Here is a 23,938-nt window from a genome sequence, read left to right as displayed (position 1 = left end):
TCCACACCGCTCGGTGAGCGCCCCGGCCGTGCCGCCGCCCGCCCTGTACGAACAGGTGTTGCGTCTGCGGCAGGAGTCGCCGGACGGGCTCCCGCCCGGCCGCGGCTTCGACCTCCCCGCCGACGTCCCCGTAGATCTCCGTGCCGGTCTCCGTGCCGACTTGCCTGCTGACCTTTCCGCCGGCTCGCCCGCCGGTCTCCCCTCGGGGCCCTCTGACGCGGGGCTGTCCCGCAGGGAGGCGGCGGGTGTCGTCCAGAAGGCGCTGAACCCGCTGCCGGAGGATCCGGCGGCCCTGCACCGCCGCTTCGCCGAACTCGGCGTCCGGGGCCGCCACCGGCAGCTGATCCGGTCGGCCGTCGCCGCCCTGCCGCTGCCGTCCGACGAGCATGCCACCGTCCGCGTCCTGGCCAGGCGACTGACCCGGAGCGGCAGCACCGTGCCCGCCGTCACCGTGGGCATCGCCCTTCTCACCCGCCTCGGCGAGCCCGAGGACGTGCCGTATATCTCCACCCTCGGGCTGCTCCGATCGCTCACCGGGCCGGCCGTCCAGGCCCTCGACGCCCTCGACCGCCGGTCCGCCGCAGTCCTCTGGCTCGTGACCTCCGTGCGCCGGGGCGAACTGCGGCCGCTCGTCCATGCGTTGGGGACGGGGGACGAACCGGCCGTCCGCTCGGAGCTGGTGGCCTTCCGTGCCGAACCCCGCTTCCTCGGGGCCGCGACCGCCCGCCGTATCGCGGAGGCCGTCCGGTTGCCCGACCTGCTCGCCGAGCGTCCCGCCGACCCGGCCCTGCTCGCCCGGGCGGCCCGGCTGCTCGTCCGGATGGCGTGCGCGAGCGACGACGTGACCGAACTTCTCACCTACCGCGAGGCACCCGCCGTGTACGAAACCGTCGTCACCCGGGCCGGTCTTCTGCCGCCGACCCTCGAACAGCACGCCACCCTTCTCTCCCTCGCCCTCGATCTGAGCAGCGGCCCCGGAGCGCTGCTGGACTGGCCCTCCGGCTGCCGCGAGACGCTCCTCGGATCCCTCGACCGGCTGCTGGCCGAGCCCTCCTGGACCGTCCCGGCCGACCTCGACGCGGAGCGCCCGGCCGACGCGCGCGCCCCGGCCGGGGCGCCCCAGGTGGCCGGGGCGACTCCGGAGGGCGGGGCGATGTCGGAGGGCGACGCGGCTCGGCGGCTCCGGGTCGGCTGGATCCGGCGTACCGGCCGGCGGCCGTTCACTCGCCCCGCCCCGCCCGAAAGCGGGCTGCGGGTCGAGATCGTGGCCGGAGACCCCGTGGACCGGGGACTTGTCGAGACCCGCATCCTCGTGGACGGGCGTCCCCTCGTCCCGGCGGTCTTCGCGCACGGGCCCGCGCACAGCCCGGAGCTGCTCCTCGACGAGGGTCTGCTGCGGGCCGTACCGGAGCCCCGCCGGGTGCGGCTGGCGGAGGCCTGGTGCGGCGAGGGGTGCTGCGGCGCGCTCCACGTCACCATCCGCCGCGACGGCGACCGGGTCGTGTGGGAGGACTGGCGGCGGCCGCCCCCGCCGGGCGTCCGGGGGCCCGCACCCGAACTCCCGGCCCTCCGGTTCGACGCCGCCGCCTACGACGCCGAGATCGCTCGCGCGGAGACGGACCGGGCCTGGTCCTGGCGGGCCCGCGCCGTGGCCCGGCTCATCAAGGCGGGACTGGTCGAACGACCTGAGCTGCTGAGCCGGTGGGACGCGCGCGGAGGCTGGACCGGCACCGGCTCGGAGGACCCGGACACCGTCCAGGTGCACTTCTGGTACCAGCCGGGACTCGGCGCGGGGCGCCCGGAAGGGGATCCGCTCGTGTTCCGCTGGACCGTCCCGGACGACGGCACCCCGCCCGAGGCGCAGGCCGCCGCGGCCCTGCGCCGCCTGTCCGAGGAGGACCCGAAGAACTACGGCCGGGTGAGCGGCGGCACCCGCGAGCGCGCCGAAGAGCTCGGCTACACCTGGCCCTTCGGCGACTGACCGCCTTCCCGAGCGGCTCCCCGGCTGACGTGCCGAGCGGCTCCCGGCCGACGCGCCGAGCACTCCGCCGACGCGCGCCGAGCACCCGCCGACGCGTCGACCGCCTCCGGTTCAGCTCCTCGGTGTCTCCGTCGTCGACAGCAACTCCCGCAACAGGCCCGCCAGTTGAGCGGCCCGATCGGGGGCCAGGGCGGAGGTCAGGGCCTCGGTCTGGGCGGCGAGGCCCTCGCCGACCGCCCGGTCGACCAGTTCGAGGCCCTTCTCGGTCAGCGTCACCTGGAGGCCGCGGCGGTCGTGCGGGTCGGGGGAGCGGCGCAGCAGCGCGGCCCGTTCCAGTTTGTCGAGGCGGCCGGTCATGCCGCCGGTGGTGAGCATGAGCGTCGCCGACAGCTCGCGGGGTGAGAGGGTGTAGGGCTCGCCGGAGCGGCGCAGGGTGGCGAGTACGTCGAACTCGCCGCGTCCGATGCCGAGGGCCGCGTACGCCTTCTCCAGCCGGTCGCCCATCGCGCGCGAGAGCCGGGTGATCCGGCCGAAGACCTCCATGGCGCCGGTGTCGAGGTCCGGCCGGACCGTCGCCCACTGCTCGATGATCGCGTCGACCGGGTCCTTGCGCGGGGGCTGCGGGCTGCTCATGGGAGGAGTATCCCTCCGTTTCCGGTCACCCGCGAGAAAGTGGCTCGAAGGCAAGCGAATCAGCGCTAAGCCGCTTGACGGTAAGTCGCTTAGCGCTAAGCTATTTCCATGAAGAGGCCCACGACCGTTCTGCTCACCGCCCTCGCCCCGGTCTCCTGGGGCACCACCTACGCGGTCACCACCGAGTTCCTCCCCGCCGACCGCCCCCTGTTCACCGGCCTGATGCGGGCCCTGCCCGCCGGGCTGCTGCTGCTCGCCCTCGGCCGGGTCCTGCCGCGCGGTGTCTGGTGGGGGAAGGCCGCGATACTCGGCGCGCTGAACATCGGCGCCTTCTTCCCGCTCCTCTTCCTCTCCGCCTACCGGCTGCCCGGCGGCCTGGCGGCCGTCGTCGGCTCGATCGGACCGCTGTTCGTCGTCGGGCTCTCGGCACTGCTGCTGGGCCAGCGGCCGACCGCCCGGACCGTGGTGGCCGGGGTCGTGGCCGCGTTCGGCGTCAGCCTGGTGGTGCTGAGGGCGGCCGGGGCGCTGGACACGCTCGGCGTGCTCGCGGCGCTCGCCTCCACGGCCTCGATGTCGGCCGGCACGGTCCTCACCAAGCGGTGGGGCCGCCCGGACGGCGTCGGCCCGCTCGCCCTAGCCGGCTGGCAGCTGACCGCGGGCGGCCTGCTCATCGCCCCGCTCGCCTTCCTCGTCGAGGGCGCCCCGCCCGCCCTGGACGGCCGTGCGGTCGGCGGCTACCTCTACCTCGCCCTGGCGAACACGGCGGTCTCGTACTGGCTCTGGTTCCGCGGCATCGGCCGGCTCACCGCCACCCAGGTCACCTTCCTCGGCCCGCTTTCCCCGCTGACCGCGGCCGTCGTCGGCTGGGCCGCCCTCGGCCAGGCGCTGACCCCGGTACAGCTGACGGGTATGGCGCTGGCGTTCGGCGCGACGGTCGCGGGGCAGCTGAGGGTCGGCGGGAGGACCGCCGGGACGGCCGTACGCACCTTCCGGCCCGCTGAGGGGAACGCTCGCGAGGACCGGGACCGGGACCGGCCGGGCGTGACAGGTCCGGCGCTCCGCCGATGAGCGCGACGCGGCCGGACCTGGCGCCTCCTGACCTGGCCTGGCGCGGCGAGGCCCGGCCTTGGCCCGACCCGACCCGACCGGACCGGACCGGACCGGACTGGACCGGACCCGACCCGACCGGACCGGACCCGATCGGACTCGACCCGTCCCGGGCATGGCAGGGCATGGTGAGGCAGGGACGGGGCAGGGCAGGGACGGAGCAGCGGGTGCGCATGGCGGAGGGCGCCCGATGTGACATCGGGCGCCCTCCGCCGCGTAACGGACTGCCAGGACTACTGCGCGTCGGCCGCCTGGGCCTTCAGCGCGCGGTCCACGCCCGCGCGGGCCTCGGAGACGAGGCGGCGCAGGGCCGCGTTCGGCTCGGCCGAGGCCAGCCAGGCGTCCGTCTTGTCCAGGGTCTCCCGGGAGACCTGGACCGCCGGGTAGAGGCCGATCGCGATCTGCTGGGCGATCTCGTGCGAACGGGAGTCCCAGATGCCCTTGACGACCTCGAAGTACCGGTCCGTGTACGGCGCGAGCAGCTCACGCTGGTCGGTCTGGACGAAGCCGCCGATGACCGCCTCCTGCACGGCGTTCGGCAGCTCGTCGGAGTCCACGACCGACGCCCACGCCTCCGCCTTGGCCTCCGGGGTCGGGCGGGCGGCCCGCGCGGTCGCCGCGTGCCGCTCACCGGCGGCCGTCTTGTCCCGCTCGTACTCGGCGGCGATGTCCGCCTCGTCGAAGGTCCCCACGGCCACCAGCCGCTGGACGAACGCCCAGCGCAGCTCGGTGTCGACGGCCAGGCCCTCGATGGTCTGGCCTCCGTCGAGCAGCGACTCCAGGAGGTCGATCTGCTCCGGCGTACGGGCGGTGGCCGCGAACGCGCGCGCCCACGCCAGCTGGTGGTCGCTGCCCGCCGCCGAGGACCGCAGATGCGCCAGCGTGGCGTCCGTCCAGCGGGTCAGCAGGGCCTCGCGGGTGGCCGGGGCGGCGTACAGGTCGATGGCGAGCTTGACCTGGCGGTGCAGCGACTGGACCACACCGATGTCGGACTCCTTGCCGATGCCGGACAGCACCAGGGACAGGTAGTCGCGGGTGGGCAGTTCGCCGTCCCGGGTCATGTCCCAGGCGGACGCCCAGCACAGGGCGCGCGGCAGGGACGACTCGAAGTCGCCGAGGTGCTCGGTGACGAAGGCGAGCGACTGCTCGTCGAGGCGGACCTTGGCGTACGACAGGTCGTCGTCGTTGAGCAGGACGACCTCCGGACGGCGCTTGCCGACCAGCTGCGGTACGGCCGTCAGCTCGCCGTCGATGTCCAGCTCCACGCGCTCGTCGCGCACCAGCTTGCCGCTGTCGTCGTCGAGTTCGTACAGGCCGACGGCGATGCGGTGCGGGCGCAGGATCGGCTCGCCCTTGGCGCCGGCCGGGAGCGCCGGGGCCTCCTGGCGGATCGCGAAGGACGTGATGACACCCTGGGCGTCCGTCTCGATCTCGGGACGGAGGATGTTGATGCCGGCGGTCTGGAGCCACTTCTGCGACCAGGTGCCGAGGTCACGGCCGGAGGTCTCCTCCAGCGCGCCGAGCAGGTCGGACAGGCGCGTGTTGCCGAACGCGTGCCGCTTGAAGTAGGCCTGCACACCGGCGAAGAACTCGTCCATGCCGACGTACGCCACGAGCTGCTTCAGGACGGACGCGCCCTTGGCGTAGGTGATGCCGTCGAAGTTGACGAGGACGTCGTCCAGGTCGCGGATCTCGGCCATGATCGGGTGGGTGGACGGCAGCTGGTCCTGCCGGTACGCCCAGGTCTTCATGGAGTTCGCGAACGTGGTCCACGAGTGCGGCCAGCGCGACTGCGGGTAGTACGCCTGGCAGGCGATGGAGGTGTACGTGGCGAACGACTCGTTCAGCCACAGGTCGTTCCACCACTCCATGGTGACCAGGTCGCCGAACCACATGTGGGCCAGCTCGTGCAGGATCGTCTCCGCGCGCAGCTCGTACGCCGCGTCGGTCACCTTCGACCGGAACACGTACTGGTCCCGGATGGTGACCGCGCCCGCGTTCTCCATCGCGCCCGCGTTGAACTCCGGCACGAACAGCTGGTCGTACTTCGCGAACGGGTACGCGTAGTCGAACTTCTCCTGGAACCAGTCGAAGCCCTGCCGCGTGACCTCGAAGATCGCGTCCGAGTCGAGGTACTCGGCGAGGGAGGGCCGGCAGTAGATGCCCAGGGGCACCGACTGTCCGTCCTTCTCGTACACGCTGTGCACGCTGTGGTACGGCCCGACGATGAGCGCGGTGATGTAGCTGGAGATCCGCGGGGTCGGCTCGAAGGCCCAGACGTCGTCCTGGGGCTCGGGCGTCGGGGAGTTGGAGATGACGGTCCAGCCGGACGGCGCCTTCACGGTGAACCGGAAGGTGGCCTTGAGGTCCGGCTGCTCGAAGGACGCGAAGACGCGGCGGGCGTCCGGCACCTCGAACTGCGTGTACAGGTAGGCCTGTTCGTCGACCGGGTCGACGAACCGGTGCAGCCCCTCACCGGTGTTGGTGTACGCGCATTCCGCGACGACCCGCAGGACGTTACGGCCCTCCAGCAGGCCCGGCAGCGCGATCCTGGAGTCCTTGAAGAGCCCCTCCGCGTCGAGCGTGTCCCCGTTCAGCGTGACCTCGTGGACGGTGGGCGCCACCAGGTCGATGAAGGACTCGGCGTCCCCCTCCGCGACGTCGAAGCGCACCGTCGTGACGGACCGGTAGGTCCCTCCCTCCTGCGCGCCGGAGAGGTCGAGATCGATCTCGTACGAGTCAACGGTGAGCAGCTTCGCCCGCTGCTGCGCCTCTTCGCGAGTCAGGTTTGTGCCAGGCACGCGGTCATCTCCTCGGATATGTGTCGGTTGCGCCATCCTTCCACGGGACACCTGCCTGGGGCGACGACGTTCCGGGCAGCCGGCCGTCCACCTCGCTGCCCGTCCCGGCGGCCGGAGCTCGACGTCCGGATTCCGCCGGTGAGGCCGGGCGGTGAGCGGGAGGCTCGGGACATGACCACCCAGGCAGCCACCCACACCGTCACCCACTCAGCCACGCACCCGGTCACCCATTCCGCGCGGCCCGTCCCGCCGGACGTGCTCGACGAACTGCGTTCCACCGACGACGCGGGTCGCCCGGCCGTCCCGCTCACCGACGAGGAGGGCGGCGCCCCGCTGCGCTGCTGTCTGCGCCACAGCGAGCCCGGCGAGCTGATCGCGCTGGTCTCCTACGCCCCGCTGCGCCGCTGGGCGGCGGCGACCGGCGCCGACCCCGGCCCGTACGACGAGCAGGGCCCGGTCTTCATCCACGCGCGCGCGTGCCGGGGTCCGGCCGGGGAAGGCCTGCCGTTCACCCGCGCCCGTCGGGCCGTGCGCCGCTACTCCGCCGCCGGGCGCATCCTGGGCGGCCGGCTCGTCGAGGACCCCGACGGGTTCGACGCGGCCTTCGCCGAGGCGTTCACCGACCCCGAGGTCGCCCTCGTCCACGTCAGGGCCGTCGAGTACGGCTGCTTCCTGTACGAGGTGCGCCGAAGCTGACCACTGGGCCCCGGCCCCGATCCTGCCCCCGGCCTCGGCCTCGATCCCGGCCTCGGCTAAGGCCTCGATCCTGACCTCGGCCCCGGCCCGCCCTTCGGCCCTGGCCTCGCCCCGGCCCGCCCCCGGCTCCAGCCCTGCCCCGGCCCGCCCCGGGCCTCGCCCCCCCCGGGCGGTCCGGGCATGGGGGAGGGGCGGGTGCTTGGTGCACCCGCCCCTCCTCGCCGCCGCTCGGGAACCCCGGGCGTCGGCGTCAGCTCTTCAGCTCGGCCGCCACCAGCTCCGCGATCTGGATCGCGTTCAGCGCGGCGCCCTTGCGGAGGTTGTCGCTGGAGATGAACAGGGCGAGGCCGTGCTCCACGGTCTCGTCCTCGCGGATGCGGCCCACGAACGACGGGTCCTTGCCGGCCGCCTGGAGCGGGGTCGGGATGTCGCTGAGGGCCACGCCCGGGGCGCCGCCCAGCAGCTCCGTCGCGCGCTGGGCGCTGATCGGGCGCGCGAAACGGGCGTTGACCTGGAGGGAGTGGCCGGAGAAGACCGGGACGCGCACACAGGTGCCGGAGACCTTCAGTCCGGGGATCTCCAGGATCTTGCGGGACTCGTTGCGGAGCTTCTGCTCCTCGTCGGTCTCGTTCAGGCCGTCCTCGACGACCGAGCCCGCGAGCGGGATCACGTTGAAGGCGATGGGGCGCTTGTAGACCTGCGGCTCCGGGTAATCGACGGCCTCGCCGTCGTGCGTCAGCCGGTCCGCGTCGGGCACGACCTTCTGCGCCTGTCCGTGCAGCTCCGCCACGCCCGCGAGGCCCGAGCCGGACACCGCCTGGTACGTCGCGACGACCAGCGCTTCGAGGCCGGCCTCCGCGTGCAGCGGCTTCAGGACCGGCATCGCGGCCATCGTCGTGCAGTTCGGGTTGGCGATGATGCCCTTGGGGCGGTCCACGATCGCGTGCGGGTTCACCTCGGAGACGACCAGGGGGACCTCGGGGTCCTTGCGCCACGCCGACGAGTTGTCGATCACGACCGGGCCCTGTGCGGCGACCTTCTCGGCCAGCGCCCGCGAGGTCGCGCCGCCGGCGGAGAACAGGACGATGTCGAGGTTCGCGTAGTCGGCCGTCGCCGCGTCCTCCACCGTCACGCCGTCCAGGACCGTCCCCGCCGAACGGGCCGACGCGAACAGACGCAGCTCCGTGACGGGGAAGTCACGCTCCTTGAGGATCCTGCGCATGACCGTGCCGACCTGACCGGTGGCTCCGACGATTCCGACCCTCACGGCGACTCCTTGCTCTGTTCACGGCTCTTTACGGACTTTTCCATCATGCGGCCGACCCCGGCCCACCTGTCCAATTCTTTGCCCACCATGCCCGAGGACTGGGACGCCCGACGGTGTGACGTACGCCTCCCGAGGATTCCCCACGGTGCCGGCGAACGTTTTCGCGCGCCACGGCGTCGTAGAGGAAACGCGGTAGGGAGGGGTGCTGTGCTGCGCAGAAAAGCCCGGCGCGCCCAGGGGGACGGGTCCGGACAGGACGACGATCCGCTGGACGCGGCGCAGGAACGCCGGGTGCGGGCGGTGCTCGCGCTGGGCGGGGTGCCGCAGGCCGACCTGCCGGACGGGGTGCAGCAGGTCCGCCTGCGGCTCCTGGAGCGCGCGGCGAAGGGGTACGAGACGCCGCGCGACGTCTCCGCGTGGGCGGCGGTCGTCGCCTCCAACCTCGCCATGGACTGGCACCGTGCCAAGCGCCGCCAGGAGCGGCTGGGGGAGCGGCTGGCCTCGCTGCGCCAGCACGAGCTCCCCTCCGGAGAGGACACCAGCGTGCTCTCCCTCGCCGTCGCGCAGGGCCTGGACGACCTGCCCGACGCCCAGCGCCAGGTTCTCGTCCTGCGTTTCTACGCCGACCTGCCGGTGCGCTCGATAGCCCAGGAACTGGGCGTCCCGGAGGGCACGGTCAAGAGCCGTCTGCACACGGCGGTCCGGGCCCTGCGTGCCCGCCTGCACGAAGACGAGGTGGTGTGACGTGACCGCCCGACCCGGACACGGAGACGGATACGGACCGCACGACGAGAACCGCAACGATCACGAGAGCCGCAACGACAACCATCACGAGAGTCGCAACGACAACGATCACGAGGGTCGTGACGTGCACGAGGGTCGCGACGGGTACGAGAGTCGCGACGCGCATGAGGGCCAGGACGCCTACGCGGGTCAGGACGGGTCGGAAGGGTACGACGGTATGGACGCGTTGATGGCCGCCGTTCTCGACGTGCCTCTCTCCGGACTCTCCGCGGAAGCCCGCGCCGATTCCGCCTACCTGGCCGCCCACCGCTCGGCGACCGCCGACGTGGCGCTCCTGCGCGAGCAGCTCGGCGTCCTCGCGGACGTCCTGACCGAGCCGGCGCGTGAGCGGACGCGGGCGGCGGCGCCCGCCCCGGTACGGCAGCTGCGCCCACCGCGCCGGACCCGTCCCCTCGCCCTGCGGCTCGCCGGGGTGGCGGCCGCCGGTGCGCTGGTGCTGGGCGGCGGGTGGGTGGTCGTCCAGGTCGGCCAGGGGGTGGCCGGCAGCGCGTCGGACAAGAGCGCCGACAGCGGGGCGGCGTCCGACGAGAAGTCCGAGGCGTCGGCGGGCGGCGGGTCGAGTCTCCTCGGCGACCCCGGCTATCTGGCCTGCGCCCGGCTCGTGGTCGAGGGGGACGTCACCGCCGTCGGCCGGGTGGCGGGCACCACCCGGGAGCGGGTCACCCTGCAGGTCACCCACGCCTACCGGCCGGCCGGGGCCGGGCCCGAGGTCGACTTCGTGATGGAGGCGGACATGGATCCGCTGCTGCGGGAGGGCGACCACGTCCTGGTCGCCTTCGCGAAGGGGGCCGCCACCCCCGACGTCTGGGCGGTCGGCGAGTCCGACATCTCCTCCGAACGTGATGCGCTCACCCGGGCCCTGCCCGAGACGGAGGGCGTGACCTGCGAACAGCAGGGCACGCCGTGACACGGCGAAGGGCGGGCGCCCTGGTGGACGCCCGCCCCTGTCGACCGCTGCCGGTCGACCTGCTGACCGCGGATCACTGACCGCGGATCACTGACCGCGGATCACTGCCCGTCGACCGTCATCGATCGACCGTTTCGGCCGGTTCGACCGGTTCGACCGGTAGTGGTTACGGAGTGACCTTCTCGATGGCCACGTTGCCGATGCCCGCGACGGTGCCCCGCGCGTTCACCAGCTGGACCTGACCGAAGAAGGCCCGGCCCTCGGGCGCGGCGGCCACGGCGGTGACGGTCGCGGAGACCGACGCCGAGGCGCCCGTGCCGAGCTTCACCGGCGTCGACTCGTCGACGGTGACGGTGCCGAGCGTGGACGAGAAGAACACGTCCAGGTAGTCGTACGCCGTCGTGCCGGCCGGGACCGAGTAGCCCGCGACCTCGATGGTGTACGTGCCGGCGGCGGGCGACGGGATGGAGACCGCCTCCTCCGAGTCGCCGTCGGCCTGCTGGGCGACCTGGTTGCCGGCCGCGTCGAAGACCGTCAGGTCCAGGTCGGCGGAGGCGTCGGAGACGTTGCCGATGGAGACGTCCAGCGACTTGGCGCCGGCCGGGACCTCGACCGTGGTGGTCTCGGTCGCGCCGTTCGCGATGGTCGGGCGGGTCGCCTTGGACGAGCCGAGCGGGCCGCCGGCCAGCTTGCCGTCGATGGCGGCGAAGTTGTTCGTGACCTTCCAGGAGACGGGGGCCGGGGTGCCGACCTTCGCCTCGGGCACGGTCACGGTCGCCGGGTCGAAGGCCGCGCCGTAGACGGTGGCGTCCAGCTTGTACGGGTTGTCGAGCAGCGGCGAGGTGCGGCGCGACTCGACCTCGATCTCCCAGACCCCGGGCTGCGGGTTCTGGTACGAACGGGCGTCGGGCTTGCAGCCGTTGCCGTCGAGGTAGTTGTTGTAGCAGTAGATCGTGGAGCTGTCCTCGACCGCGACACCGTACGGGTGGATCGAGATGAACCGGGTCTGGCTCTTGTCCTTCAGCCCGCTGATCGCGACCTCGAACGCCTGGGCGCCCTCGGGCACGGTCAGGAAGTAGGACTGCGAGCTGTTGCGCTGCACGGAGTTCGACGCGTGGAAGGTGTACTTCACCGGCGTCGAGACGACGACCGTGTTGAGGATCTGCTTGTCGAGGCCCTCGGTCTTCGGGTCGTCGACCTCCAGGATCGCGCTGGCGATGCCCGCGGCCTTCGGCTGGGCCTGGATCCTGACGGTGACCGGCTTGTTCAGCGACAGCTTCACCTCGTCCGAGCCGAGGATCCTGAAGGTGCCGGCCGCGTTGTTCTCGAGGTGCAGCTCGTGGCGGATCGCCTTGTCGGCGCCGGACGTACGGGTGATGGTGACGTCGTACGTCTTCTTCTGACCGGCCTTCAGGCCGCCCTCACGGTCGTAGATGCCGGTGCCGAAGCCCGGCGTCTTCAGCGCGAAGTCGAGCGCGGTGTCGACCGGCGCCTTGACGGCGTAGTCGTGGGCGGTGGCGCCCTTCCTGATGGACTTCCAGGCGTCCACGATGTTGATGGCGCCCGCGCCCTCCTCGTACGCCTGGAGACCCTTGATGTGGTCGGCGGTCGAGGTCAGTGCCGTGCGCAGGATCGCCGGGGTGAGCGCGACCTTGGCCTGCTTGGCGGCCGAGATCAGCAGCGCCGAGGCGCCCGCGGCCTGCGGGGAGGCCATCGAGGTGCCCTGGAGCATGGAGTAGCCGGCCGGCAGCGGGTAGCCCGCCTCGGCGACCGGGGCGCCCTCCAGCCAGGTCTGCGTGGTGTTGATCGCGGCGCCCGGGGCGACGAGCGTCGGCGTGAAGCCGCCGTCCTCACGCGGGCCGCGCGAGGAGAAGGGCAGCAGCGCGTACTTCTTCGTCACCTGCGAGCCGTAGTTGGCGGCCCAGGTCTCCTTGGAGATGGCCGCGCCGACCGAGATCACCTTGTCGGCGAGACCGGGGTCGCCGATGGTGTTGGCGCCGGGGCCCTCGTTGCCGGCCGAGATGACCAGCTGGACGCCGTAGGTGTCGATGAGGCGCGTGTACAGCTCGGCGCGCGCGTTGTTGCCGTCGTTCAGACCCGGCAGACCGCCGATCGACATGTTGACGATGTCGACGCCGCGGTTGGCGACCAGGTCGATCATGCCCTCGGTGAGGGCGACGTTGGTGCAGCCCGGGCCGAAGACGCAGGCGCGGGAGGAGACGATCTTCGCGCCGGGCGCGGCGCCGTTCATCCTGCCGCCGAACAGTCCGTTCGCGGCGGTGATGCCGGCGACGTGCGTGCCGTGCTCGCTGGCGATGAGACCGATGTTGGCGAAGTCGGCCTTCTTGCCGACCCAGTCGCCGCCGTACGGGTCCATCGGCACGTCCTTGCGGATCTGCACGACGAAGGGCTGCCGCTCGGCGACGTCGGTCGCCGGGTTGTCGGTGCCGAAGTACCCGATCTGGTAGCCGTCCTTGTACGGCTTCATCGCGGTGTCGTCGGCGAAGTCGCCGTTGTTGTTCACATCCACGGTGACCGTGCCGGCGGCCGCGTCGTACAGGACGCCCCACACGTCGGTGGTGTCGCCGTCGCGGTTGACGTCACCCTTGGCGTCACCGCCCGCGGTGGCGGACTCCCGGAAGAGGTTGACCTGGTAGGCCCCGGGCTTCGCCGTCCAGGTCCGGCCGCCGAAGGTGAAGCTGGGCCCGGACACGGAGGTCGTCATCGCACGCCAGGAGGCGTCGCCGTCGAGGATCGGGTCGGTCGCCGTCACCCAGTCGACGATCTTGCGCTCGCCGGTGGTGGTCTTCTGGAGCGCGGGGTGCGCCAGGTCCACGCCGGAGTCGAGGACGCCGATGGTGACACCGCGGCCGTCCGCCTTCGGGTTCTTCTTCACGAAGTCGACGGCGCCCGTCTCGAAGGACGGGTTGTACGGGTTCTCGGCGGGGGTGTTCTTGTTCGGCGCCGCGTAGGTCTTGGTCTTCGTCGCGGCGGACTTGGCGCCCTTCGCGGTGTCCGCGCTCGGCGTCGGGTCGTCGAGGGCGATGTCCTGCCGCAGGTCGATGGCGTGCACCGAGGTCAGCTTGGCCGCGGCGGCGATCGCCGAGTCGGCCCGGCCCGTCGGGACGGTGGCGCGGACGTAGCCGACCTTGTCGTAGGACTGGCCCACGGAGCCGCCCTTGACCGCGTCCAGCTCCTTGGCGACCTGCTCGGTCTGTCCGGGGGCGGTCGCGACCATCAGCGTGACGTTCTTGTCGCCGGCGGCCTTGGCCTCGGCGAGGAGGTCGGCGTCGTCGGAGCCGAGCTTGTCGTGGGCGGACTTCGCGCCCGGGTCGGCCGCGGCCGGGGTCTGGCCGGCGTCGGCGGAGAAGGCCATGGGTATGGGGCCGGCCGCGGACAGCGCGGCCACCAGGCCCGCGGCCACGGCTATCCGGGCCACACGTCTTGCGCCCGATATCGGTTCACGCTGGGGGGTGAGGGTCATCGGCATCCCTTGTAGGTAAAGGAACGAGCACCACGTGACCAGGCCGTTCCTGCCTGATCACGGTCGTCCGGAATGCGGTCCCGGATGACCGCAAAGCTTTACCTAAGGGACAGCTGTTTGGGGAGAGTTGACCGAATCGATATGGATGTATGGGGAAAACCCTCTACGAGCCCCCTGTGTGAGGGCTGTCCGCCGGTTGTGCGGATTGCGACGGGGTCAGGCGTCCTTGGCGCGGGCGTAGTGCCGGGAGGCCTTCGCGCGGTTGCCGCAGGCCGCCATGGAGCACCAGCGGCGGGTGCCGTTGCGTGAGGTGTCGAAGAAGTGCAGCACGCAGGCCTCGTGCGCGCAGCGGCGGATCCGGTCGGGGGCGGCGGCGAGCAGCTCCAGGTAGTTCCGGGCGGCCAGCCAGCCGGGACCCCAGGCGTCGTCCCTGAACTCGGCGCGCTCGCCCGGTCCTTCGGCGGTGAGGGTGGGCCGGATCCGCCCGTGTCCGAGCATGGTGTCGACGCCGGTGGTGTCCGCCGGGCCGTCCACCGCGGCCTTGAGCGCGTCGCGCGCCCGGAGGGTGTGCCGCAGGGTCGTCGCGTCGGCCGTGAACCGCCCGTTCAGCCCGTTCGCGGCGAGCCAGACGGCGAGCCCGTCCGTGTCCCGCAGCAGATCCTCGACGGCGCCCTCCCGTACCCACCGGGTGTTGAGCAGGTCGAGCGCGAGGGGCTCGCCGGTCAGGGGGCGGGGGTCGGGGGTGGTGGCGGACATCGGAGCTCCTTCCGGGCTAACCGCTCAAGAGTACGTGACCGGTTGACGTACACGATTCTAACCGCTAACTTTAGTGTGAGTGGTTAAGTCCGGGGTCGGTGTGCGATACCGGAGCATGGAGACCGCGGTGACCGAGGCGGTCGTCGGAGTGGAGGAGGTCGGGCACGTCATGGGCGTCTACCATTCCGGCTCGCGTGCGGTTCAGGACCGCGTCGGGGTCCGCGAACTCGCCGACCACATGGGCCGGGCGATCGGCGAGGGCATCAGGCCGGTCGTCGCCGCCTTCCTGGAGCTCCAGCCGCTGCTGGTCGTGGGCGCGGCCGACCCGGCCGACGGCCGGGTGTGGGCGTCGGCGGTCACGGGCGCCCCCGGCTTCGTCCGGGCCACCGGACCCCGCCGGTTCTCGGTCGCGACCGGAACCTCCCGCGCGGACACTCCCGGCGGCACGGACGGGACGCCCCCGGCCGACCCCCTCGCGGCGGCGCTGGCCACCCCCGGAACCCCCGTGGGCACGCTCGTCCTCGACCCGCGGACCCGGCGCCGGGTACGGCTGAACGGCCGGCTGCGGCCCACCCCGCGCGGTTTCGCCGTCGAGACCGACCGGGTGTTCGCCAACTGCCCCAAGTACATACAGCGCAGGGAGACCTACGAGACGGTGGACCGCGCGCCCGGCAGCCCGCGCCGAGGCTCCGGACTGACGGCGGAACAGCGGGAGTTCCTCGCCGCCGCCGACACCTTCTTCCTCGCCACCCTCCACCCCGACGGCGCCGGCGCCGAACTCGGCCACCGCGGCGGCAACCCCGGTTTCGTGCACGTCACCTCACCGCGCACGCTCACCTGGCGCGACCACCCCGGCAACTCCATGTTCCTCACCCTGGGCAATCTCGCCACGGACCCCCGTGCCGGCCTGCTCTTCCTCGACTGGACGACGGGTCGCACCCTCCAGCTCACGGGCGAGGCCCGCACCCGCTTCGCCCCCGACGGCGAACGCACGGTCCACTTCACCGTCACGGAGGCGGTCGACACCCCCGCCGCACTGCCGCTGTGCTGGTCCGCGCCGGAATACTCCCCTGCGAACCCGGATCCGACCGGCTAACGTCCCCCCATGCGCAAGAAGTTGAGGGTGGCGGCCTATGCCGTCTGCGTCCGTGACGGACAGCTCCTGCTCGCCCGCTCGCCGGCCGCCGACGGCACCCTCGAATGGGTGCTGCCCGGCGGTGGCATGGAACACGGCGAGGACCCCCTCGACACCGTCGTGCGCGAGCTGGACGAGGAGACCGGCTACCGCGTCGAGGTCACCGGCCTGCTCGGCATCGACTCCGCCCACCACGTCTTCCGCCGCGGCGCCCTGCGCGGGCCCGTGGACCACCACGGCGTCCGGGTCGTCTACGAGGGCCGGGTCGTCGGAGGCGAACTGCGCAACGAGGTGAACGGCTCCACCGATCTGGCCGCCTGGCACGACCTGGACACGGTGCCCGCCCTGACCCGGGTCCGGCTGGTCGACACCGCCCTGCGGCTGTGGCGTGAACGGCCGGTGGAGGGAAGGGTGTTCGTGCCCCCGGCGGCCGGTCCCGGGGCATGAGCCGAACCCCTTGAGCGCTGTCCCGTGAGCGTCGCTCCACGGGCGGTACCCCACGAGCGATACCCCGCGAGATGAACACGGAGTGACCGGCTCCGGGCGGTGTGCGGAGCAGCCGAGGTCCGCCCCGGGCCGATCGGGGCCCCCGAGATCCACGTACGCGATCGGCGTTGGCCGTTGCGAAGGCGTTCACGCGCAGGCCATTCCCGGTGCCGAGCATCCGGGGGAGCGGGACGTTCGCTGCCGCGACCGCCCGCGCCCACCGTCGACGCGTTCGTACTCGGGGAGATCGCGCCATGCCGCGCACACGCTCTGTCACGTCCTCCGTCCTGGGGGTCGACCGTCGTACCGTCCTCGCCGCCACCGCGGCCGTCTCCGTCTCCGCGGGCGTCGGCTACGCCCTGCGCCCCACCGACAGCGAGGCGGCCCCCGCGGGGCCACCCGCCGCAGCAGCGGCGCCGGCCGCCCCGGTCAGGGAAGCCGCGCCGGCTCCCGCCGCTCCCGCCGCTCCCGCCGTACCCTCCGCCCCCTACACCAAGGGCACCACCCTCGCCTCCGTCGCCCCCCGCGAGCCGGCTCCGGATACCGGCGCCTCGGCAGCGCTCCGGGCTGGCGGCGCGTCGTCCGCGGCGACCTGGCCGCGCCCGTGCCGGGCCGGGCGGGCCGCCGTACGACCCTCGCCGCCTTCGTCCAGCTCACCGACCTGCACCTGATCGACAGCCAGCACCCGCTGCGCCTGGAGTATCTCCGGGCCGCGAACGAGATCGCCTGGCGTCCGCAGGAGGCGCTCACCGTGCAGGGAGCGGTCGCCCTGGTGGAGCGGGTCAACGCGCTGCGGACGGCGCCCGTCACCGGCGCCCCGCTGGACTTCGTCATCACCACCGGCGACAACACCGACAACAACGCCCACACCGAGCTGGAGTGGTACCTGAAGGTGATGAGCGGTGGCCGCGTCACCCCCAACTCCGGGGACCCGCGCCACTACGAGGGCGTCCAGAACAGCGGTGTGCCCCTGTACTGGCAGCCCGATTCCACCACCCGCGACGCCTACAAACAGCGTGGGTTCCCGCACCTGGACGGCTTCCTCACGGCCGCGATCCGCGAGGTGCGCAGCCCCGGCCTGAACCTGCCCTGGTACTCCACCGTCGGCAACCACGACGCGATGCCGCTCGGCTGCTACGCGCAAGGCGACCCCTATCTCGCCGAGTACGCGGTGGGCGGCCGCAAACTGATGGAACTGAGCCCCGCGGAGGCGACGAAACTCCAGCAGAGCATCAGCGGGGACAAGGATCCCCGGGGCGAGGTCATCCGCGACCTGCTGAAGTCGCACGCCCGCAAGTCCCGCGCGGTCACCCCGGACGAGCGACGGGCCCCCTACACGCCCGCCGACCACCTCAGGGCCCATCTGGACCCGGCCCACAAGGGTGTGGGCGGGCCGGTCGGCCACGGCTACACGGCCGCGAACCTGGACGCGGGCACGCAGTACTACACCTTCCCGATCGCCGACGGCGTGATCGGTGTCAGCCTCGACACCACCGACCCCGGCGGCCACTTCGACGGCTCCATCGGCACGGCACAGCTGACCTGGCTGGACGCGACCCTGCGGGCCCACAGGGACGCGTACGCCGTCGTCTTCAGCCACCACACCGGCAAGAGCATGTCCAACACCCGCCCCGACCCGGCCCGCCCGGCCGAGCGCCGGCACGACGGAGCCGAGCTGACCGCGCTGCTCGGCCGCCACCCCAACGTGGTGGCCTGGATCAACGGCCACATCCACCGCAACGACATCACCCCGCACAAGGGATCCGGTGAGGGATCCGCCGCGGGCGGCACCTTCTGGGAGATCTCCACGGCCTCCCACGTGGAGTTCCCGCAGCTCGCCCGGGTGGTCGAGCTGGTGGACAACAAGGACGGCAGCCTCTCGATCCACACCACCCTCATCGAGTCGTCCGCCCCGCACCGCACGGACCACACCGACCTCTCCCAGACCGGCCTCGCGGCCCTCTACCGCGAGCTGTCCGCGAACGCCCGCTTCGACGGGGCACGGCTGGCGGGCGACGCGAAGGACCGCAACACGGAGCTGGTCCTGAAGAAGGGCGGCCGCAGATGATCCGTCCGGCCTGATCGGTCCGGCCTGATCGGTCCGGCCTGATCCGTCCGGTCTGATCCGTCCGGTCCGAGCCGTCCCGAGCCTCACCTCTTCCGCAGCCACGGCACCGACTGCGCCACGCCCCAGGCCGCTTCCACGCCGAGGAACGGCCACAGCACCCCCGGGGCGCCCTGGGCCAGCGCGTACGCCATCCAGGCCGTGAACAGCGCGCGGGCGGCGCCGTCGAGCAGTCCGTGCACCGGCAGCGGCCTGGTCAGACGCAGAACGGCCCAGACGATCACGACCGACCCCATCAGGTTCGCGAACAGGATCTGGATCGGGTCGGTCTGCGGGAACACGCCCAGCCCCCAGGCTCGGCTCCACGTCGACAGCACGTCGTGGACCAGCGCGTACGTCCACGGCGTCGCGAAGCCGGCCGTGACGACGAGGTCGTACCAGGCGCTGGCGCGGACGACACGGAGATAGGAGGGCCCGTCGGGATCGAGGAGCGATGCGGGAGCGGGAGAGGGAGCGGGAAGAGGAGCGGGAGCGGAAGTGGTCATGAGGCCGACGCTAGACACTGGACTACGCTCCAAGGTCAAGCGTCGGACCGCTACCTGACGGAGGCTTCCCGCATGCGCATCGGCGAGCTGGCTGCCCGTACCGGCACCACCCGGGACACCATCCGCTTCTACGAGAGGGTCGGCCTCGTCGAGGGCCGTCGACTGCCCAACGGGTACCGCGACTTCGGGCCGGAGACGGTGGAGTGGCTGGCCTACGTCCGTACCGCGCAGACGCTGGGGTTCACCCTCGCGGAGATCGCCCGGCACGGCGAGGAACTGCGTGAGGCGCCCGACTCCGCGGACGCCCTGTCCGCGCTCTTCGAGCAGAAGATCCAGGTCGTGGACGCCCGCATGGCCGAACTCGCCGCCCTGCGCGCCGAACTCGCCGACCGGGTAGGCACGGGCTGTCCGCTGCGTACGGCATGACGCCGTGACGCCGTGACGCCGTGACGGTGTGCCGCCGTGACCGGGTGACGGCATGAGGAGGGGCCGTCGGGTCACGCCCGACGGCCCCTCCTCTCCCCTCCTGGTCCCGCCCCGGTCCGTCACTATCGGGGCAGCACCACGACATACGCGGCCGGGTCCCTGTCGCCCGAGGCCATCAACGCCGTGCGGACCACCGCCGCCTGCTGTTCCATCGTGTCCCGCAGCTTCTTCGGCGTGATGTGGACGACCGTGATGCCGAGCCGCTCCAGATGTTCGCGCTTGCGGGCGTACTCCGACCAGAGGGCGTCCTCGTCCTGCCTCGGCGCCCGGGTGTCCAGTTCGACCGCCACCGCCTGATCCGGCCAGTACGCGTCGAGACCTCCCAGGTGAGGACCGCCCGGCAGACGGAGGTCCACGTTCCACACCGGGTCGGGAAGGCCGTACTCGTGGACCATCGCGTACAGCCGGTCCTCCGCGATGGCGCGTCCCTCCGCGAGCAGCGAGTCGACCGCGTCCACCACGTGCGGGCGGCTCAGCAACTTGGCGTTGTTCAACTCCCGTACCACCGCGGCCGGTTCGCAATGGCCTCCGCGTACCGCCTCCGTCAGCAGCCGCTGCACCGTCCCCGCGTCCGTCAGCCGGGCCACGGCGTCGGCGAGCGCGCGGGGCACGGGCGCCACCGGAACTCCGGTGGCCTGCTCGGGAGCCGGCAGGCTGCCCGTGCGGACGACATGGGCGCAGCCCGTCGAGCGCAGCCGGCGCAGCCGCGGGACCAGGACGTCGATGTGCTCCAGGGACGGCAGCGGGGGAGCGGACGCGAGCCCGTGCAGGTTCAGGGCCGCCAGCCCGGTGATCATCGCCTCCTTGTACACCGGCCGGTGCGGGTCCCCGGCGCCCGGCTGGGTCGGCACCCCGGGCGGCGGCGTCGCCGTGTCGCGGCCCGCGTACATCAGCACCGCGTGCAGCCGCTCCTCGCTGGTCGGCGGGCCGGGGTGGAGCAGGTACACGCCGGGGAGGATCTGCTGCCAGGGGCCGCCGGGACGGCTCTGCTCGTTCGCCTCGGTCGGTGCGACGCCGTGCGAGCGGAGCTGGGCCGTGGTGGTGACGCGGCGCTGTACGTCCGACAGGTGGCGGACGGGGCGGGGGGACGCCGAGGGAACCTGGGGGAGCGGGGTGTTGTGGTGGTTCATGCAACGGGGATTCCGCACCCGGCCCGTCTCGTAACCGCTGTTACACGCCCGTCGGCAAATCCGGACAAGCTCGCCCTAAAGGACGGGTGTTCGGATGCCGATGGGGCGCCGAAAACCCCTGGTCCCGGATGGGGGAGCCAGGGGTTACGGGTCGGATTGCCTGAATTCCGTAACGGTGACCGTCAGCGGAATTCATGGCCAAAGCTCAGGGCCGGAAGCCTCAGCCGGTCTCGGCCCCCGCGTCACTCGTCTGCGCGCCGCCCGCCTGTGCCCGCAGCGACCGTGCCAGGTCGTCGCGCGCCTCCAGCACCAGCCGGCGCAGCGCCGGGGGCGCCGACTCGTGCGCCGTGAGCCACGCGTCCGTCGCCTCCAGCGTCCGGGGGGAGTCCTGCAGCGACGGGAACAGGCCCTTGACGACGGTCATCGCGATCTGGATCGACCGCTCGGCCCAGATCCGCTCGATCGACGCGAAGTACTTCTCCGTGTACGGCACGAGCAGCTCCCGCTGCGAGGGCTGGGCGAATCCCGCGATCGTCGCCTCCACCAGCGCGTTGGACAGCGAGTCCGACTCCACCAGCTGGGCCCAGGCCTGCGCCTTGACCGCCGCCGACGGGCGGGCCGCGAGACAGCGGACCTGATGCCGCTTGCCGGACGCGGTGTCGTCACGGGCCAGTTCGGCCGCCAGCGCCTTCTCGTCGGCGTACCCGTGCGCGACCAGCGGCTCCACGAACACCCAGCGCAGCTCCTGGTCCACCTCCAGGCCGTCGATCTTCGCCGAGCCGTCCAGCAGGCCCTGGAGCAGCTCGAAGTCGGAGTCGCTGGACGCCACCGTCGCGAAGAAGCGCGCCCAGGCCAGCTGGTGCTCGCTGCCCGGCTCGGCCGCCCGCAGATCCCGCAGCGCGGTGTCGGCCAGCATCTCCTCGCCCGTCCGCCGCCAGGACCGCGGGGCGTAGTGGACCAGTGCCGAGTCCGCCCACGCGTGCAGCATCTGCAGGACGCCGATGTCGGACTCGCGGTGCCCGAACCGCATCACCAGGTCCACGAACTCGGGCGCGGGCAGCAGCGCGTCCCGGGTTAGGTTCCACAGCGCCGACCAGCACAGGGCCCGGGCCAGCGGGTCGGTCATCGAACCCAGGTGTTCGCGCAGCGTGGCCAGCGAGGTCTCGTCGAAGCGGATCTTGCAGTACGTCAGGTCGTCGTCGTTGACCAGCACCAGCTCCGGGGTCTCGGCGCCCGCCAGCTCCGTCACGACGGTACGCGGACCGTCGACGTCCGCCTCGGCGCGCGCGTACCGCACGAGACGGTCGTCCTCGCGGCGGTACAGGCCGATCGCCACCCGGTGCGGCCGCAGTTCGGGGTACGCCTCGGCGGCCTCCTGGAGCACCGCCAGCTCGTCGATCCGGCCCTGCGGGTCCAGCAGCACCTGCGGGGTCAGCGAGTTCACGCCCGCCGTCTGCAGCCAGGACCGGGACCAGCCGGCCATGTCCCGGCCGCTGGTCTCCCCGAGCACCGACAGCAGGTCGCCGAGGCGCGTGTTGCCGTACGCGTGCCGCTTGAAGTAGCGCCGGGCGCCCTCCAGGAACGCGTCCTGGCCGACGTACGCCACCAGCTGCTTCAGGACGGAGGCGCCCTTGGCGTACGTGATGCCGTCGAAGTTCAGCTTCGCGTCCTGGAGGTCGCGGATGTCGGCGGTGATCGGGTGGGTGGAGGGGAGCTGGTCCGCGCGGTAGGCCCACGCCTTGCGGCGGTTGGCGAAGGTGATCCAGGCGTCGGTGAAGCGGGTCGCGCCGACGTTCGCGAACGTGCCCATGAAGTCGGCGAAGGACTCCTTCAGCCACAGGTCGTCCCACCACACCATGGTGACCAGGTCGCCGAACCACATGTGCGCCATCTCGTGCAGGATGACGTTCGCCCGCGCCTCGTACGACGCCTGCGTCACCTTGCCCCGGAAGATGTACTCCTCGCGGAAGGTCACCAGACCCGGGTTCTCCATCGCGCCGAGGTTGTACTCGGGCACGAACGCCTGGTCGTACTTGCCGAACGGGTACGGGTAGTCGAAGTGGTCGTGGAAGAAGTCCAGGCCCTGCTTGGTGACGAGGAAGACGTCCGCGGAGTCGAAGTGGGGCGCCAGACCCTTGCGGCACATCGCGCCGAGGGGGATCTCCAGCGTCGTACCGTCACCCAGGTCGCGGGTGTAGGTGTCCGTCACATAGTGGTACGGGCCGGCCACGACACAGGTGATGTACGTCGAGATCGGCTTCGTCTCCGCGAAGCGCCATACCCCGTCGGCGAGCTCGCCGACGCCGTTGCTCCACACCACCCACTCCTCGGGCGCCCGCACCTCGAAGCGGAACGGGGCCTTGAGGTCGGGCTGCTCGAAGCCCGCGAAGACCCGGCGGGCGTCGGCCGGCTCGTACTGGGTGTACAGGTACACCTCGCCGTCCTCCGGGTCGACGAAGCGGTGCAGGCCCTCGCCGGTACGGGAATAGGCGCACCGGGCGTCGACGATCAGCTCGTTCTCCGCGGCCAGGTCCTCCAGCAGGATCCGGGTGCCGTCGAAGACCTCGCCGGGGTCGAGGTCGCGGCCGTTGAGGGAGACGGAGGTCACACTCGGCGCGATCAGGTCCACGAAACTCGACGCGCCGGGCTCGTTGCAGCGGAAGCGGACCGTGGTGACCGACCGGAAGGTGCGAGGTTCGTCCCCGGTCCGGTCGCCGACCGCCGACCGGATGTCGAGGGACACGTCGTACCCGTCGACGGACAGCAGGGCGGCCCGCTCCCGGGCTTCGTCGCGGGACAGGTTCTCACCGGGCACGGCGGTACTCCCTCAGTGCGTTGAGCACGGGCTTTCGGACAGGAGTGATCCTGCCACGCGCCCCTGACGCCGGGCAGCAGGGAATGTGCGGCACGGACGGCGGTGTTCAGGGGAGAAAGGCTTATCTCATGAGGATTGCTCGAGGAGAGACATGTCGGAGAAGACCCCCGTCGACTTCTGGTTCGACCCGCTGTGCCCGTGGGCCTGGATGACCTCCCGGTGGGTGCTGGAAGTGGAGAAGGTCCGTGACATCGAGGTCCGCTGGCACATCATGAGCCTCGCCGTCCTCAACGAGAACAAGCTCGACGAGCTGCCCGAGGAGTACCGCGAGATGCTCGCGGTCAAGGCCTGGCAGCCGGTACGCGTGGTCACCGCCGCCTGGCAGCTGCACGGCGCCGACGTCCTCGGCCCCCTCTACACCGCGCTCGGCACCCGCATCCACAACAACGGCGAGGGCCCGACCTTGGAGGCCATCGCCGGCGCGCTCAAGGACGTCGGTCTGCCCGCGTCCCTGATCGAGTACGCCGAGCAGTCGGTCTTCGAGTTCGACGCCCAGCTGCGCGCCTCCCACAAGGAGGGCATCGAGAAGGTCGGCCAGGACGTCGGCACCCCCGTCATCGCCGTCCCCGGCCCCGACGGTGAGCAGATCGCCTTCTTCGGTCCCGTGGTCACCCCCGCACCGAAGGGCGAGGAGGCCGCCCGCCTCTGGGACGGCACCGTCGCCGTCGCCTCGGTCCCCGGTTTCTACGAGATCAAGCGCTCCCGCACCAAGGGCCCGGACTTCAGCAACCTGTGACGGCGGTGGTGCCCCGCGAGCGCCGCTCGCGGGGCACCATGGAC

The 23,938-nt window shown here is 72.1% G+C and carries 17 protein-coding genes and 1 pseudogene; 10 read left to right on the top strand and 8 right to left on the bottom strand.

Annotated features, from left to right (window positions below):
* Positions 1-13 precede the first annotated feature (13 nt).
* Positions 14-1,981 carry an amino acid adenylation domain-containing protein gene (locus ABT070_RS03920; protein WP_351754169.1) on the top strand — a complete coding sequence of 656 codons (1,968 nt, stop codon included), beginning with the start codon at positions 14-16 and terminating at the stop codon, positions 1,979-1,981.
* A 111-nt stretch (positions 1,982-2,092) separates the two neighbouring features.
* Here ABT070_RS03920 and ABT070_RS03915 read toward each other — a convergent pair whose 3' ends face one another.
* Positions 2,093-2,614: a MarR family winged helix-turn-helix transcriptional regulator gene (locus ABT070_RS03915; protein ID WP_351754167.1), complete on the bottom strand. Its 522-nt coding sequence runs from the start codon at positions 2,612-2,614 to the stop codon at positions 2,093-2,095.
* 108 nt (positions 2,615-2,722) lie between these two features.
* On the opposite strand from ABT070_RS03915, the gene ABT070_RS03910 reads away from it, so the two are divergent.
* On the top strand, positions 2,723-3,682 hold the full coding sequence (locus ABT070_RS03910; protein WP_351754164.1) for an EamA family transporter: 960 nt from the start codon (positions 2,723-2,725) through the stop codon (positions 3,680-3,682).
* Between the two features lie 272 nt (positions 3,683-3,954).
* Here ABT070_RS03910 and pepN (ABT070_RS03905) read toward each other — a convergent pair whose 3' ends face one another.
* Entirely contained in the window at positions 3,955-6,522 is a 2,568-nt protein-coding gene (pepN, locus tag ABT070_RS03905) for an aminopeptidase N (RefSeq protein WP_351754161.1), read from the bottom strand.
* Between the two features lie 171 nt (positions 6,523-6,693).
* Here pepN (ABT070_RS03905) and ABT070_RS03900 point away from each other — a divergent pair, with 171 nt between their 5' ends.
* Positions 6,694-7,218 (top strand): DUF1203 domain-containing protein, encoded by a 525-nt coding sequence (locus ABT070_RS03900; protein ID WP_351754159.1) that lies wholly within the window; start codon positions 6,694-6,696, stop codon positions 7,216-7,218.
* A 250-nt stretch (positions 7,219-7,468) separates the two neighbouring features.
* Here the strand turns inward: ABT070_RS03900 and ABT070_RS03895 are convergent, their stop codons facing one another.
* Positions 7,469-8,485, bottom strand: a complete 1,017-nt coding sequence (locus tag ABT070_RS03895; protein ID WP_351754156.1) for an aspartate-semialdehyde dehydrogenase — start codon at positions 8,483-8,485, stop codon at positions 7,469-7,471.
* 207 nt (positions 8,486-8,692) lie between these two features.
* On the opposite strand from ABT070_RS03895, the gene ABT070_RS03890 reads away from it, so the two are divergent.
* On the top strand, positions 8,693-9,229 hold the full coding sequence (locus ABT070_RS03890; RefSeq protein WP_351754153.1) for a sigma-70 family RNA polymerase sigma factor: 537 nt from the start codon (positions 8,693-8,695) through the stop codon (positions 9,227-9,229).
* 1 nt (position 9,230) lies between these two features.
* Positions 9,231-10,196 carry a hypothetical protein gene (locus ABT070_RS03885; protein ID WP_351754150.1) on the top strand — a complete coding sequence of 322 codons (966 nt, stop codon included), beginning with the start codon at positions 9,231-9,233 and terminating at the stop codon, positions 10,194-10,196.
* Between the two features lie 166 nt (positions 10,197-10,362).
* On the opposite strand, the gene ABT070_RS03880 is transcribed toward ABT070_RS03885, so the two are convergent.
* Together ABT070_RS03880 and ABT070_RS03875 are read right to left on the bottom strand one after the other, a co-directional pair.
* Positions 10,363-13,680: a S8 family serine peptidase gene (locus ABT070_RS03880; protein WP_351754148.1), complete on the bottom strand. Its 3,318-nt coding sequence runs from the start codon at positions 13,678-13,680 to the stop codon at positions 10,363-10,365.
* A gap of 216 nt (positions 13,681-13,896) precedes the next feature.
* Positions 13,897-14,436, bottom strand: a complete 540-nt coding sequence (locus ABT070_RS03875; protein WP_351754145.1) for a CGNR zinc finger domain-containing protein — start codon at positions 14,434-14,436, stop codon at positions 13,897-13,899.
* Between the two features lie 169 nt (positions 14,437-14,605).
* On the opposite strand from ABT070_RS03875, the gene ABT070_RS03870 reads away from it, so the two are divergent.
* From ABT070_RS03870 to ABT070_RS03860, 3 genes and pseudogenes are all read left to right on the top strand, one after another.
* A complete protein-coding gene (locus ABT070_RS03870) occupies positions 14,606-15,532 on the top strand; it encodes a pyridoxamine 5'-phosphate oxidase family protein (protein WP_351754447.1) in 927 nt (308 codons plus the stop codon).
* 9 nt (positions 15,533-15,541) lie between these two features.
* Positions 15,542-16,018, top strand: a complete 477-nt coding sequence (locus tag ABT070_RS03865) for an NUDIX hydrolase (protein WP_351754142.1) — start codon at positions 15,542-15,544, stop codon at positions 16,016-16,018.
* Between the two features lie 293 nt (positions 16,019-16,311).
* Positions 16,312-18,125, top strand: a pseudogene (locus ABT070_RS03860) (TIGR03767 family metallophosphoesterase).
* 83 nt (positions 18,126-18,208) lie between these two features.
* On the opposite strand, the gene ABT070_RS03855 reads toward ABT070_RS03860, so the two are convergent.
* The gene (locus ABT070_RS03855; RefSeq protein WP_351754140.1) at positions 18,209-18,667 is read right to left on the bottom strand and encodes a hypothetical protein; all 459 of its coding nucleotides are present in this window, start codon (positions 18,665-18,667) and stop codon (positions 18,209-18,211) included.
* A gap of 72 nt (positions 18,668-18,739) precedes the next feature.
* Here ABT070_RS03855 and ABT070_RS03850 point away from each other — a divergent pair, with 72 nt between their 5' ends.
* On the top strand, positions 18,740-19,093 hold the full coding sequence (locus tag ABT070_RS03850) for a MerR family transcriptional regulator (protein ID WP_351754138.1): 354 nt from the start codon (positions 18,740-18,742) through the stop codon (positions 19,091-19,093).
* Between the two features lie 122 nt (positions 19,094-19,215).
* Here the strand turns inward: ABT070_RS03850 and ABT070_RS03845 are convergent, their stop codons facing one another.
* Positions 19,216-20,283 (bottom strand): hypothetical protein, encoded by a 1,068-nt coding sequence (locus tag ABT070_RS03845; RefSeq protein ID WP_351754135.1) that lies wholly within the window; start codon positions 20,281-20,283, stop codon positions 19,216-19,218.
* A gap of 220 nt (positions 20,284-20,503) precedes the next feature.
* On the bottom strand, positions 20,504-23,098 hold the full coding sequence (gene pepN, locus ABT070_RS03840; protein ID WP_351754133.1) for an aminopeptidase N: 2,595 nt from the start codon (positions 23,096-23,098) through the stop codon (positions 20,504-20,506).
* A gap of 151 nt (positions 23,099-23,249) precedes the next feature.
* Between pepN (ABT070_RS03840) and ABT070_RS03835 the strand changes: the two genes are divergently transcribed.
* Entirely contained in the window at positions 23,250-23,894 is a 645-nt protein-coding gene (locus ABT070_RS03835; RefSeq protein ID WP_351754131.1) for a mycothiol-dependent nitroreductase Rv2466c family protein, read from the top strand.
* Positions 23,895-23,938: the final 44 nt, after the last annotated feature.

This window comes from Streptomyces sp. NPDC002884 (assembly GCF_040295245.1).
Classification (GTDB): domain Bacteria; phylum Actinomycetota; class Actinomycetes; order Streptomycetales; family Streptomycetaceae; genus Streptomyces.
Note: the sequence above shows the minus strand (reverse complement) of the source record. Positions and strands in the feature narration are given on the sequence as shown.